Here is a 13,760-nt window from a genome sequence, read left to right as displayed (position 1 = left end):
GCCCCGTCGGGAAAACGCCTTGCGAAAACAGGGGGATCCGCTCTCTGCCGGCGCATCATCCCGGTAGTTTTACAAGGTTTGGACGCGGCTGCCGTTCTTCCCTAAACAGCAAAAAGAAAGCAGCACCGGCCCGCTGTTCCGGCGGCCGGTGCTGCTTTCTTTTGTGTATCGTCCGGTCAGTTGTCCCCCCGGTGATACCGGATCTTCATGTGTTCGGAGGCGTTTTTGAGGATCCGGGCCAGGGCCTTGTCCGACTCTTCCTGCACCATTGCGGCGATCTTGCGGTTGGCCTCCTTCAAGATCTCCGCCGGCGCGCCCTGCCGCACCTTCTCATCGTACTCGTACAGAAGCTGCTGGCCGCGGTTCATCACGGCGTTCACATACCGCTCGTCAAACAGCAGGGCATTGCCGAAATGGGCGTCGGTGAGCGCGGCGATGAGCCGGCTGTGCCAGTACATGCTGTCGGTGGACACCGTTTCGGTGGTGCCGCTGAGGTATTTGGGGAACTCGGTCACATTGGCGTACACCGGGAAGCAGGCGGTGAAGCCGCTGCCCCCCATGGACAGCCACTCCACACCCTGAATCGCCTCGGGCAGCCAGCCGCGGATCTGCATGATGCCGCAGACGTCGCTGTTGGGCACGCCGATGGTGCGGTACTTGCCCTTGCAGGCGGCGGTCCTGTCGTAAGGGTTGTAGGGCGTTCCCTGGTAATAGGAGCCCAGCAGATACCGCACGTCCTCCACCGTCACCTTGCGCTCCGGCACAAAGGACCAGGGGATGTCGTTGCTCTCGGGGGTGAAGTCGGCGTTCTCCCCGTCCCACTTGTACGTCCGGGGCAGGAAATACCGGGCCATGAACCAGGCGCGGGGGGTGTTGTAAATGTGGTCCGCGTCGGAATGGGAGCCGAAGGCCAGCCGCGGGTTGAACCCGGCGCCGGTGTCCAGCGCCAGGCGGTATTTTTCCACGAACTCCCGCAGGTCTTTGGAGCAAAGGTGCTCCCGCTGCTCCCCATAGGCGTCCGCGAAGTCGAAATGGTCCAGGCCGAACTGGTTGGGCATGATGACCACCCGGTCGTCCGGCACCCGCCGGGCGATCCAGTGGTGGCCGCCGATGGTCTCCAGCCACCAAATTTCATCCGCGTCCGCGAAGGCCATGCCGTTGGGCTCGTAGGTGCCGTACTCTTCCAGCAGCGCGCCGGTGCGCAGTACCCCCTCCCGGGCAGAATGGATGTAGGGCAGCACCAGGGTCACCAGGTCCTCCTCGCCGATGCCGCCGGGGACCTCTTTGCTGCCGCGGCCCTTCTTTTCCTGATACCGCACATAGGGGTCCGCGCCCACCACCCGGGCGTTGCTGGTGATCGTCTCGGTGGCGGTCATGGCCACGTTGGCCCCGTTGATGCCGCAGGCGGGCCACACGCCGTTGGACTTGGACACGTTGGGGCAGTCGGTGTAGCGCAGGGCCTTCTCCGGCAGCGCAACAGTCAGGTGAGAGATGACGGTTTTGTAGGATGCGGCGCCCTCCCGGGCGGGGTGGGTCAACAGCCGCTTGGCCTCAAAGGCGCCGTCGTCGTTGCGGGCAATGATGGTGGAGCCGTCATGGCTGGCTTGTTTTCCCACCAGAATCGTGGTACAGGGCATATCGTTCTCCTTTTTCTATGTACATCTGTTTGGAATCGTGTACAGCTTTTTTCACTGCGCAGAAGATTTCCCGCAACCGGGAATCGACGAAAAAACAGGTTTTTCGCCCTTATGCGACCCATTTATCATAGCACGGATGCCGCGCTGTTTCCAGCCCCGGGTTGCCGCTGGTTTCAATTTTCCGCCCTGTGTCCCAGGAGTATTGCGAACCGTATCTTTGCAAGGTCCGGGGCGGCGGATGTGCCGCCCGAATGGCCGTTTATCGCGGTTTTTCAAGGATTTGCTGGAGGCAGCGGCTGTTCTCTTGGCCGGCGCCGCGCTGTTCGGATGACTGAGTACAGGCAAATGAGCGAAAGGGAGATCTTGGGCCGAGCCCCCCTTCGCCAGCCTCCTTCAAGACGAGCCCCCGCAGGGCGCCCTGGAGCGGCAGATACACAAGCTGCCGCCCCCGGCCCGCCCCCATGGGCCGCACAAACTTCCGCAAAACCCGCCGCAGCGCTGCCCGCGCCTCGCTCTACCCGCCGCAAAGCGGCTGCGCCCTGTGAGCTGTGAGAACACCGGCAGACAGACCCGCCGCTGCAAGATCGTCAAGGCGGATGTGGCCGCCTGAAGCAAGAAAAATGTTGTCGGCGGCGCGCCTTAAAAAAAGGCGCGCCGCCGCAAAGCAGCGGTATGGCGCAAGACAACGGACCCCGAAAGTTTGGGCAGCAAAATTGGGGGGAGAAAAGGAACCGCAGCGGAGCGAGCGCTCGGTGACTTTTTACAAATGAACATCCCGCGGCCAAGCCGTTTTTTCATATGCGGGCATAGCCCTAAAATACCAGCGTGCGCGTCACGTCGCGCAAAATACAAAAAGCCGCCGCAAGCGAACGCTTGCGGCGACGTGGCGGAGTAGCAGGGATTTGAACCCTGGCGGTGCTGTTAACACCCTACGAGATTTCGAGTCCTGCGCCGAAAAGGCTCTTGCGGAACAGGGCGGGTCAGAGCTGGTCAGTTTGTCCCCGGATTTTTGGCGGGTTCAAGCCGTTTTCGAGGAGCCGAAGCCCGAAAAATGGCTTTGGTACGAATCAAACCGGCATCCCTCGTTTTGGCCCCGTTTGGCAAGATTTTTTGGAAAAATGCAAGATTTCATGCAAGATAATTAGGGGCCGATATTCCGGATAAACACTGGGTTTGCGCCCCGCCGCCGGAAAGCGGATTCCGCCAAATGCAAGATTTCGGGCCGATTTTGTGTAGTATCTCTTCGTTATTCAACAATTTGTATAATTTCAGTGGAAAATACAGTGGTTCTCCGGGTCCAAATTCAAAACAAAGGAGAACCGAAGATGAAGAAAGCAAACCCCGTTCAGGACGCCCTGGAGCGGGAGATCCAGGACCTGCTGGCGCCCTATCCCGATCCCATGGGCCGCACCGACTTCCGCAAAGCCTGCCGCATCGGCACCCGCACCTCGCTGTATCTGCTGCAGAGCGGGCTGGTGCCCTGCGAGAACACCGGCAAGCAGACCCGCTGCTACAAGATCGCCAAGGCCGACGTGGCCGCCTACCTGCGCCGCCGCCTGGCGGAGCCGGCGTACTACACCCCGCCCAGCGGCTGGTACAAGAACTACCCGAACCACAAGCCCCCGGCCTTCGGCCTGAACGGCGCGCTCCTGCTCACCGACGCCACCCGCCAGCGGATTCGCCGCTGGTACGAGCGGCTGCTGGCCCGCCAGCCCGACGTGCTGGATGCTCGCCAGATCGCCCGCGTTACCGGCTACGCCTCCCGCACCGTCAGCCGCTGGTGCACCGAGGGCAGGCTCAAGGCGTTCCCCTACCAGCACACCTATAAGGTACCAAAGGAGTGGCTGCTGGAGTTCCTCACCTCCGAGGACTACAACAGCATTACCCGGAAAAGCAAGGAGCATTATGCCATGATCACGGCGGTGGGGACGAAACCGAGAAAGCCAAGGAAAAAACTATGATTTGTACCTTTTGGAGCTGCTTCTTTCCCGCCTGATTCTAAGTGTCGCCTGCCGGCGGACTGCCGCAGCACAGCGGCCAATGGGCCCACGGTGGATTCCTCCGGGCCTTGGCCGACCACATCCGGGCAGAATCCCTATTGCTCCACTGTCTTCTCCGCAAGCGTTCCTCAGGTGACGGCATTCCGACGAGCGGGATCGACCACAAAACTGATGCCTGCCATCTTTTCCAGCAGAGCGTCCGCGTCATGCTCCAGTTTATACTGCAATTCGTTCCGATAGAGAGGAATTACCTGATAGAAGTTGACCTCCTCACCGCCGGGCAACGGGCAGACCTCGCCGCCTTCCCATACAACATCCTGCGGGCCCACCAGAACTGCGCCGCAGAGAGCCGTGTTCTCCGCAAAGGGCGATTGCTTGTCCATCGTGTGGCCAAAGCCCAGCCAGGTATCGCCGGAAATGGGCAGGCGGGCCAGCACCTTCAAGAAGCCAATGGGCCAGTACCACCGCTCCTCCTTCAGGGATTCCGCATCCAGTTTCCAGTCCGGCGGCAGCGCGATGGCCAGCTCCGCCCGCTCCAGCTTGTATTCCGCCAGTTCCTTTGGCACATTCATCCGGTGGGCCCCCATGCCCATCGTCACCAGTGTGTAATAGTCCCGCTCCTCTGTGGGAGGGACCACGCAGATGTCCACATGGATGTCGGGGGAAACCAGCTCATGGAACACATTCTCAAAGGCGCCGAAGGTGTTTTGAATGTGCCGCTCGATCGCCGACATCTCCTCCTCTGTGTACACCTCCGGCGCGCTGTTTTTCCTTGAGGACCAGATAGCATCCGCCTTTGTGCCGTCCGGGTTCAGGAAGATCTGAAAATATTGATCCTCTCCCGGCTGCTGGTAGACAAGGCTGATACGGTAGTTCTGCTCCACAAACACCGCAATCAAGGTTCCCTCCGGCTCGCCTTCGGGAGTGTGGGTCAGCCATTCCCCGCTGTCCAACCGTTCCTTGAACTGCCGCAGCCAGTCTGTTCCCATCTTGGAGAGGCCGGCTTCGTTCATGCGGAAGGAGAGCTCCACCCGCTGTTCCTTCACCGGGTATTGGAATTCACAGCAGGGGGCATTCTTCTCATAGCCGCACCACTCCGGGCTGAACAGCTCATAAAATGCGGCAAGGCCCGCTTCGTCCACCCGGATACAGGCCAGGGCGCGCTGTTTGTCGTCCACATCCTGGCCCAGCCCCTGCTGGAGAGCCTGATCGGCATCCGGGTCGATCCAGTGGTACTCCATCTGTTCCAGGGTTGCTCCGGCTTTGATCTCTTTTTGCAGGGTCAGGAACTCATAGTCGCCCGGTTCCAGGGCCAGGCCCTGCGTCACAGCGTCCAGCGCGCCGGCTGTATCGCCAAAATGCGCCCGCAGCTTGCCCACCTGCAGCCAGATCCAGGGGTAATCCGGCTCCTCCCGGGCGCCCTGCTCCGCATATTCCCGCGCTTCTTCCAGTCGGCCGCAGTACATCAGCGCCACAGAATAGCGGTAGTACCAGGTGGCGCAGCCGGCGGCGTTTTTCTCCGAATCCTTCATCCACTCTGCCGCCTGGTAATAATGGATATAATCATCCAGATTGTTGCAGGCGAAGGCATACCAGAGGGCGATCTGCAGATCCTGGTGAGCCTGTTTTTCGGTGAACCGTCCTTCTTCCACGCCGCTTTTGATAAAATCCTCCAGCCAGCGGAGCATTCTCCCAAAGTAGCCGGCAGTTCCTTCGTCAAAGGATGCCAGCGTTTCGATATCCTCCGCCGAGAGCAGGGAGCCGGTTTCCTCGTGAACGGCAGGCGCCGGTTCCTCCTCTTCCAGCAGCGGCACACCGCCCACATTCCGCCGGAAGGCATGGAAGTGAGCGCAGGGCAGGCCGCTTTTTCCAAAGAAGGCCTGCGCCGCTGTCAGTACGGCGGGCAGATCCCAGGCGATGAAATCCAGATACCCGTAGTACAGGCCGGTGGCATCACCCAGGAAGGTCACGGCTTGTACTCCCGCCTCCCCCAGAACGGCATCCCGCAGAGCATCCCGGAAGTCCAGAATGGCTTTGCTTCGCTCCTCGCCGGTAAAGCTTTCCAAGGGGTAGCAGAGGAACCCCGCCGCGATGCCATCTTTATGGTACTCGTCCACCATATCGCTGCGGGCGGCCATATAGTCGTTGATGAGCACCGGCAGGCGGCAGTTGCCGGCATAGACATCCAGCCGCCAATCGGCATCCGGGTCCTTCACCGGCTCCCGCTCATAGGCCACATAGCTGTTTTCCAGATAGTCGCTGCCATCCCGCCAGAGGGGGAGCCCCATACCTTGCAGCAGTTCCGGCAGCTGGGAAAGGCACATGGCCGGTTCCTCTTTCGGCCGGGCATACACATCAAACCCGGCCACAAAGGCGATTGAGGAAATCTCGCCAACGGTTTGATCCACCAGCATGGACAGCGCCCACCAGACCTTGTCTGTGTCCTCTTTCAAAAGCGGAATCAACTTCTCGCAGTAAAGGCCCAGGCTCACCCTCTGATCCTCTGTTTTCTCTGCCCACATCCGCACATCCTCGGCCCGGACCTCTATCTCTCCGGTCCGCAGCAGAAAGCCTGGGGCGGGCTGGCGGCCCACCCGGATATTCCAATGGGCAAGCACCGATTCCGGGGCCTGCTGCTGGAAATACACCAGCGGGAACAGGCGGGAGCGAAGACCCTCCGGGCTGAGGATCAGCTCGTATTTTTCCCCGTTGAAGCCCAGTTCAAAGGCGGTGTTACTCAGAGCGATCTCCAGCGCCCGGCTGCAGGTTTCGATCAGTTCCTCGCCGCGGGCGTGCATTTTGTCGGTGTCCATGATCTGGCGCAGCGTCCCCTCGATACGGGCAAAGGCGGCCCAGGCCTCCCGGGTCCTTTCCCGGAAGTTCTTTGTAAACCGGGGCAGGGCCAAACGATGGCGGCAATCGTCTATGTATTCCTGGGTGTCCTTGTCTCCGGGGCGGGCTTCCAGCGCCTTTTCAAAGTACCGCAGGGCGGGGCCTTCCTCGTCCAGGTAATAATAGGCGCAGGCGATCCGGTAATTCCAGCAGTGATCGCCCGCAAAATGCTCCTCATGGGGCGCCAGAAGTTCCAGCGCCTTTTCATAAGGCTCCCGTTCTCCTGCATCGGCAACGGCGATATATGCCTTGGCCAGTTCGCTGTCCAGTTCCGGGGTGCGCCCCCCGGCGGGGATGGCCTCCAGAGTGTCGATCACCTTCTGAATTTCATTCTGGTCAAACCATTGCCGGCACTGTTGCAACAAATCCATATCCGTACCTCCGTGTTTTGACTTTCTATGCGGTCGTTGCTTTACTGTAAATCATCATTCAAATATCCCAGTCTATGAAATCTTCACGGTTCAATACAAAGTGCTGATACAGGCACTTCAAATTTTCCTGTTCATCCCGTGAGAGCTTCGCTCCGTTTTCATACCGCAAAGTGTCGGCATACAGGATAAAACCATCCACTTTTCCTGATGAAGCCCGAAACTCACCATTTCCAATAATAGCAACATCGCCACATACAAATGTAACCGAAGAAGAAGTGGTATGGATTTTCATAATTGCTTCGATCATCTGGTAATATCACCTCTCATCTCCGGGCGATACCATTCTCCACCCGGATGTCTGCACCCGGATCACAGGGCGGAAAACGTCATAGCCATTGTGTATTTCGTTATCCTCCCGCGCCTCCGGTTTACAGTGGGGGGAACAGGGAAGATACCCAAGCAAAGGCCCCATGCCGCCGCAGATATTGCAGCCGCCGTCGCCGCCGCAGGTGGTCAGGGTTTTCCCGTCCACCAGCTCCCGTTTATAGGGGTCGTAAGCAATCGACAGGCCAAAGAAGTTGGGCTGCTCCATATCGTATGGCTTGCCCTGCTCTTCCTCGCCTTCATAGTGGTGCAGATGCAGGGAGCAGTCCAGCCCATCCCCCCAGGGGAACAGGGTGCGGCATCCGCCCCCGCACAGATAGGCCCACTCATCCGGCGTGGGAAGGCTGGCTGCCAGCTCCCACAACAGGGACCGCTGAAACTCCGGGTAGGTCATCGGATGGCACAGCCACGCCCGCCAGCTGTCGCCATTGCGTTCAAAGCGGACCGTTTCGTGTATCTCAAAGCTCCGGCCGTCCCGGCCCGCCCACTTTCGCAAAGCATCCAGCCAGTCCGGGTGGGCGGTGATGCGGGGGTCGTTCATGGGCACGCTCTCCCAGCCGATCTCCTCCGGTTTTCTACCCACAAACAGGGGGCCGATGGCCACCCGGCGTACCGGGGCCATGCCTTGCCGGAGAAATTCCTCCGCAGTGCCCTCATATTCGATCTCCGCGAAAAAATCCGCCAGTTCCTCCTGGCTGGCCTTGTCCATCCCCTGGGCAAAGCTCTCCCAGCCAAGGGTCACGGTGTCGCCCGGGACAAAAACAAACTCCCGGCCGTCTTTTTCAAACAGGCCGGTGGTGCAGCTCTGCCCCCAGCGGGCAAAGGTGTACAGCTCCTTGAAGGCAAGGCCATAACGAGCCCCCAGGGTCTGCATCAGCCAGAGCTTATCGGACAGTTTCAATGTATCAAATTGTGGGCGAAATAAATTCTCGTTCATAGCCGCGCACCTCACAGCAAGTCCGCCTTGATACCGCACCGTTCCAGCACCGGCAGCACCTGTTCCGGCTTGGAGGACATGAGAGTTATATGTTTGAGACTGGGGAACTGGCGCAGTTCCGCCTCGGTAATGGTGTTGAGATCAAAGGCGCCGTCCTCGCCATCCCAGAACGGGCAGAGCTGGGTATAGATCTCGCTGCCGCCATCCATCTCGATCTCTGTCACCTCCCGGGCCAGCCGCGCCGGGATCGGGTATTGTTCCAGCCACTTGCGAATCTCAGGGATGGGTTCATACCCTTCCGCGTCCAGGTCGATCTTGCGGCGGCGATACTCTCTGGCAAACCCATGGGCATCCAGTTTCGGGGCCAGCAAGCCTTTTTCGTACATCAGCACTTCCATGACCGCCAGCTTGAAGTTGAAGGTATCAAAGTGCAGCACGGATTCCGTCGGCTTGGGCAGCTTGTATTTCTGCACTTTCGCCATCTTTTTCTCCGGCTCTTTCCAGCTGATCTGCACCATGGCGGAGAGGGCCTCCAGCTTTGTTCTCTGGGCGGACCGCTCTTCCGGGACAGGGCCCGGCAGGCGGGTATAAACGGTAAAGCCGCCCAATTTGAGGGTGTGGGCAAATCCGGCGAACTCCTTCCAGCTGGCCTCCCGGTAGTCCCTGGACCCGATCCAGACCGCTCCGTCAAATGGCTGCCGCACCGCATACTCGCCCTGGGCCGCCACTCGGACGCCAAGGGTTTTGATGGTCTGCTCATCTTCATCCAACCAGCCCTGTAGTCCAAGCTCGTCCCACAAAGCAAGGGCCTGGGTATAGGAACTCTCTCGGCCTGTAATTGGGCTTTTCCGTGTTCCGTTTTGCAGGACAATGCGGGCGGGCCCCAGCTTTTCCGCCAGCTGCGACAGGGTAAACGGCGGCATAAAGGCCGACCCCAGAATGGTCAGGCTGTCCTTTTTGAGAACGATTTTTCGCTCCGTGGCCCTGGGCGGCAGAAAGACGGGCAGATTCGGGTACACTTCTTTGTACTCCCGCCATTCCAGCTTTTTGGGCTTATTGGCCGAGCGCAAAAAGCCCCAGAAGTCGATGGGGTAACGGAACACCGGCCCGACCCCATCCCGCCGGGTGACGATGACCATCGTGCCGTCGGTGAGTATTCCGATGTGCTGCATTTTCTCCCCGCCGAACATTCCCGGACGGATGCGCAGCACTTCACGGGTGTTGCTGTTGACAAGCTGGGCAAAGTCATCGGAGAGAATCTCACCGTTTCCCTGCACCAGCAGCCAGTCCCCGGCAAACCGGCGCAGTTTCAGCCCCTCGCCCATACCGGGCAGGGGAGCGACGCGGCACCGCCCGGTGTCCATGTCCAGGTCCAGCAGGCATTCTTCCACCCGCCCCTTGCCGCTGACGGCGTGGATCATGGTAATGCGGCCTGTGCCGGGAACGGGAACGGCCTCGGAGAGATGGTCGTATCCGTATAAAGGGAAGGTGTGTTTTGTCACCTTGCCCTTTTCCCAGCGGTAGATCTGCCCCTTGTACCACTCGTTGGAAAAGTAGACCCGGCCCAGCCCGTCCGCCACAATGCCGCAATGGTATTTGGTGCTCCATCCGTCTTCCGGCAGAGTCCAGTTTTTCACATCCCGGCAGGTGCCCCGGTCAGTCAGTTCGATCCGTGTAGCGTTGGTGGGATCCCCCACCCAGAAGGAATGGTCCGCCCAGCAAAGGGTGCGGGGCGGGCCGTCGTACCCGATGGGGGACGGTTCGGCCCAGTTGAGGGTGGCCGGATCCTTGCTCAGCAATGCCCGGCCGATGGTTCCGCCACCAGCGGCTCTGGACGCGGCATAGAGTTCATGTTCCGGGGAATAGGTGAGGCACCCAAGGCGCGGCAAGCTGTGGGAGCGGGTTACTTGGGGTGGACGGCAACGCAGATCAGCCACACAGCCATTTTTCCATTCTTCCGCGTTTTGATTTTTCCACTCGCCCGCCGCAAAATCACCCGCCAGAGAATTGAAGAAATAATCGTACTCATCTTGGAGTATGTATTCCTCGCAGGGCATCAGCGCACCAGGATCTTGCTCCTTGGCATGGTCGCCCCATTTTCGCCTCTGCTGTTTCATCAGGTGACAATATTGCCCCTGCTTTTTGCAGTAGCGTTCCCATTCGTTGCGTTCTTCTTCTGGGATCAAGGCAAACAGATACTCGTCCTCATCGTCCAGGTTATACAACGCCCAGCCGAAGGCAGAGAGTTCCTGCCCCAACGCCGCCGCCCCTTTTTCATGGGGCAGTTTCATATATTGGACACCGACGGCATCGAAGCGTTCATCCAGCAGCGCCGGGACCTGTGGGCCCCATTTTTCTCGAAGCCGGGCCAGCGTGTCCTGTACGGCTCCGTCAAATTTCAGAATGTCCAGCGCATCCTCTATGATGTGTTTGAACTCTGCCATGGGTAGTTTCTCCTTTGTCCGATTCCTGCATCACAGCGACAATCCTGTGGTCAAAGCACGGAAGAATTACCAGTCCCGTTCCCGGATGGCCTCCTCCATTTCGTCCTACCGAAAAATTTCCGAATACCGCTCCTTTAGTTCCTCCGGGGCGGTTTCCACCACGTTCTTGCCGCCCTTGGCGCTGGCTTTGCCCCAGATCACATAGCAGACCGTTTCCCATGCGTATTGCAGCACTTCCTCCGGGCTGGCTTCTGTTTCTTCGGCGGGTTCCTCGTCCTCGTCATCATCGTCATCCTCGTCGGAGGAAAAACCGCTTGGAACGATCTCGAACAGGTGGATTTTTGCCTCCAGCAGAGCATCCAAGCTTTCTGCGTTTGCCATCCACGCGGCATAGTCCTTGGAATACTTCATGTTCTGCATGGACAGCACCCCACGGACAAATACAGGGACGGTATCGGCGGTAAATCCGAACTGTTTCACATACTCCCGGAGGAATTTTTCCTGTAAGTGGGAGTGCTCATCATCACAGAGATCGAGATAATCCCATACCAGCTGCCGCCACTCTTGCCCCAGCATTCCCAGGGCGAACACGGCAAAACTTCCGGGGAGCGCGCACTGCTCATCGCTGAGATTGGTGTACTGCTCATATTGCCGCATGGCAAGCCGGGCGTACCGTTCCATCAGGGAGTGGAGGCCGGGGTACTGCACGGCACAGGCAAAGAGCTGGTTTATTCCCTTTTTGGGCAGGCCTGTGATGGGAAGATACCTCTTTTCCGGCCCTTTGAACTCCACCGCATAGCTGCGGGGAAAATCCTCCTGCTCCAGAACCTCACACAGGTAGTTCAGCACTTCACGGCAGCATTCCTCCGTGTTGTCCCTGGCAGTGATCCGGATAACGGCAAAGGCATCGTTGGCCGACGCGGTGAAGTGCTCTGTTTTTCTCTTTTGCAGAGAGATCGGTAGCCTGCCGGTCCCATTTTCCCGGAGCTTTTTCACCATATCAGGACGGACTTTCTCCACCAGTCCAAAGAGGTAATTGGTGTCCAGATACTGAAAGTCCATACCATATACCTTATAGCTCACCGCCACATAGCAGGCGAAACGCAGCAGCGGCTCCGGGACCTCCTCTGCACGGATACCTGGTTTCAGGGAATACTCCCGATCCCAGAAGTGATCATCTTCATTGCCTGTCACGGCAAAATATTTCTCCTGCAGCTCCCGTTTCAGCATATTAAGTAAATAGTGGTCAATTTCACCCCACCGGCTCTGGCGGCGCAGGTTTTCGCTGAAAGCAATGGCCTTTTCCGCATCGAGAGTCTCGGCTCGCTGCGCTTCGGTCCATTTTCTCACCAGAGTGTGCACCTCAAAGGGCGCACCTTGACTGCTGACCACTACCGGCGGCCAGAGGGAATCAAGCCGCGTGATCCTGCCGTCGATGGCGTCCTGGATGCACTGGTCAAAGAGCGGCTGCAGTTCCTCCTGTACCTCGGGCTTCATCCAGTAACAGCGTCCGTCCGCACTATTTCGTTTTGGCAAATTCATATAAGTCTACCTCTTTCCAAACAATAAAAAATGTCCTGCGCCGCACTGTCACTTGGACAGTCTGACGCAGGGCGTGAAAAGGCCGCACAGAACCAGGACCTGTATCCCAAGGCTCTGTACCCGACGATATTCTTCTGTCTTTCCCGTCCGTTTGAGCAGGGGTACCGATCTCTATCCATTTGCTTTCCTCTATCGCGCATCCTCTTTTACCCGCTCCATCTCGTCCACCAGCGCCCTGATCTGGAAGTCCACCATGTCCTCTGCCACCTCCGGGAACAGAAACGGCATGGTGTCCGGGATGGCCTTGTGCACCATCATCATGCTGAGGGCCAGATTGCCGAACAGCCGGGGGTCAATACTGTCCAAAGGGAGGCCAAAAATGGAAAGCAGCTTCCCATAAAAAACCACCTGGTCCTGTCGGAAGGCCTGGAAATTCTCCTCGGAAAGGCAGTGGTGCACCTGCTGCTCCTCCTCAATGGACAGGACAGCGACTCCGCTTTTGGCTCCGTAACAGCAGTTTTTCAGAAAGGTCTCCACCCCCGCCCGCCAGCTGAGCCCGGGGTCCTCCATCAGGGACCTGGCATAGTCCAGCAGCTTGGGCTGCTGGTAGCGCAGGGCGTGGAGCACCAGTTCCTCCTTGGAGGAGAAGAAACTGTAGAAGAAGGTCTTGGAGATCCCTACGTTTTTGCACAGAACATCAATGCTGCTGTGGATCAAGCCCCGGTCCGCGATGCACCGGATCATGGTGGCCATCAGGGCCTGCTTTACCTGTTCTCTCTCCTCATCGGAATACGCCTTTCTTGCCACAAGCCGTCACCGCCATTTAAAATACAAAATCAAAAAACAGTATTTATTTGTATTATAGCGAAACTGGACCGAATTGCAAGACTGTTCCTTAAAAATACGCCGGGGGATGCAGTGCGCTGCTTTCGGGATGCCCACAGTGCCGATCAGAGTACACGGGTTTGCGTCCGACCTTCTGCTCCATTCGTAAAACAAGCAGGAACACTTCGGGTCTTACCACAAAAATTCATCAAATGCGCCTTCATCTATGGTATAATTTATTTTAAATCCAGTCCCGTTCCGCAAAAATATACACCTGTCGGAGCAAAACAATGCACACAAACGCCACAGTTCCTCCCCTCGCTGCATCGCAGCACAAAAAAGTAATATTGGCTGCGGAAAACACCGCATCGGCAAACGAATGCGGTCCTTCCCGTGCGGCCTTTTTGCGCCTTGTGTCCGCCTGCCTGCACGGCAGTGCGCCGCAGGGCGCTTTTTTATACCCCCAAGAGAGAGGATGACACGATGACAAAGGAAGAATTTCTAAAGCGCATGCAAGAGGATGAAACCTATGCGCCCGGCTGGCAGGCCATTGATGACGCTTTTGAAGCGCTGTATCCGGGGCAACAGCCGGAACACTTCGGGACGCTTCTGACGTCCAGGGCGGCCCTCGGCGGCGATGAGTATCTGGATGGCTTTTCCGTATACAGTTCTCCGAAAGGCTATAAGCACCTGGTCACCTACGGGATGACCGTGCTTTATGGAGATGA

8 protein-coding genes and 1 pseudogene are annotated in these 13,760 nt (G+C 58.3%); 2 read left to right on the top strand and 7 right to left on the bottom strand.

From position 1 onward, the window contains the following. Positions 1-176 precede the first annotated feature (176 nt). Positions 177-1,637: a C69 family dipeptidase gene (locus tag ACH2A7_RS08725; protein ID WP_394961425.1), complete on the bottom strand. Its 1,461-nt coding sequence runs from the start codon at positions 1,635-1,637 to the stop codon at positions 177-179. Positions 1,638-2,962: 1,325 nt separating this feature from the next. Here ACH2A7_RS08725 and ACH2A7_RS08720 point away from each other — a divergent pair. Continuing rightward, positions 2,963-3,598, top strand: coding sequence for a helix-turn-helix domain-containing protein (locus tag ACH2A7_RS08720; protein ID WP_394961424.1), 636 nt, complete (start codon positions 2,963-2,965; stop codon positions 3,596-3,598). Between the two features lie 167 nt (positions 3,599-3,765). On the opposite strand, the gene ACH2A7_RS08715 is transcribed toward ACH2A7_RS08720, so the two are convergent. The 6 genes from ACH2A7_RS08715 to ACH2A7_RS08690 all read right to left on the bottom strand — a co-directional run bounded on the left by ACH2A7_RS08715 (position 3,766) and on the right by ACH2A7_RS08690 (position 13,014). Then, on the bottom strand, positions 3,766-6,900 hold the full coding sequence (locus ACH2A7_RS08715; RefSeq protein ID WP_394961423.1) for a suppressor of fused domain protein: 3,135 nt from the start codon (positions 6,898-6,900) through the stop codon (positions 3,766-3,768). Positions 6,901-6,958: 58 nt separating this feature from the next. Then, positions 6,959-7,207, bottom strand: coding sequence for a hypothetical protein (locus tag ACH2A7_RS08710; RefSeq protein ID WP_087171877.1), 249 nt, complete (start codon positions 7,205-7,207; stop codon positions 6,959-6,961). Between the two features lie 9 nt (positions 7,208-7,216). Further along, positions 7,217-8,221: a hypothetical protein gene (locus ACH2A7_RS08705; RefSeq protein ID WP_394961422.1), complete on the bottom strand. Its 1,005-nt coding sequence runs from the start codon at positions 8,219-8,221 to the stop codon at positions 7,217-7,219. An 11-nt stretch (positions 8,222-8,232) separates the two neighbouring features. After that, complete coding sequence (locus ACH2A7_RS08700) at positions 8,233-10,665, bottom strand: DUF6892 domain-containing protein (protein ID WP_394961421.1); 2,433 nt, start codon at positions 10,663-10,665, stop codon at positions 8,233-8,235. 105 nt (positions 10,666-10,770) lie between these two features. Continuing rightward, positions 10,771-12,207, bottom strand: coding sequence for a DUF6138 family protein (locus ACH2A7_RS08695; protein ID WP_394961419.1), 1,437 nt, complete (start codon positions 12,205-12,207; stop codon positions 10,771-10,773). Positions 12,208-12,396: 189 nt separating this feature from the next. Beyond that, the gene (locus ACH2A7_RS08690) at positions 12,397-13,014 is read right to left on the bottom strand and encodes a TetR/AcrR family transcriptional regulator (RefSeq protein WP_394961418.1); all 618 of its coding nucleotides are present in this window, start codon (positions 13,012-13,014) and stop codon (positions 12,397-12,399) included. A 501-nt stretch (positions 13,015-13,515) separates the two neighbouring features. On the opposite strand from ACH2A7_RS08690, the pseudogene ACH2A7_RS08685 reads away from it, so the two are divergent. After that, positions 13,516-13,760: pseudogene (locus ACH2A7_RS08685) on the top strand (suppressor of fused domain protein); the annotation flags it as partial.

The sequence above is a fragment of the Candidatus Allofournierella merdavium genome (genome assembly GCF_944382735.1).
GTDB lineage: Bacteria > Bacillota > Clostridia > Oscillospirales > Ruminococcaceae > Allofournierella_A > Allofournierella_A merdavium.
The sequence above is the reverse complement of the archived record's forward strand: the minus strand, read 5'-3'. Positions and strand labels throughout refer to the sequence as shown.

Coding starts and splice junctions, on each gene's coding strand:
- ACH2A7_RS08715 (WP_394961423.1), bottom strand. CDS start 6,900: ATGGATTTGTTGCAACAGTGCCGGCAATGGTTTGACCAGAATGAAATT.
- ACH2A7_RS08710 (WP_087171877.1), bottom strand. CDS start 7,207: ATGATCGAAGCAATTATGAAAATCCATACCACTTCTTCTTCGGTTACA.
- ACH2A7_RS08700 (WP_394961421.1), bottom strand. CDS start 10,665: ATGGCAGAGTTCAAACACATCATAGAGGATGCGCTGGACATTCTGAAA.
- ACH2A7_RS08725 (WP_394961425.1), bottom strand. CDS start 1,637: ATGCCCTGTACCACGATTCTGGTGGGAAAACAAGCCAGCCATGACGGC.
- ACH2A7_RS08695 (WP_394961419.1), bottom strand. CDS start 12,207: ATGAATTTGCCAAAACGAAATAGTGCGGACGGACGCTGTTACTGGATG.
- ACH2A7_RS08720 (WP_394961424.1), top strand. CDS start 2,963: ATGAAGAAAGCAAACCCCGTTCAGGACGCCCTGGAGCGGGAGATCCAG.
- ACH2A7_RS08705 (WP_394961422.1), bottom strand. CDS start 8,221: ATGAACGAGAATTTATTTCGCCCACAATTTGATACATTGAAACTGTCC.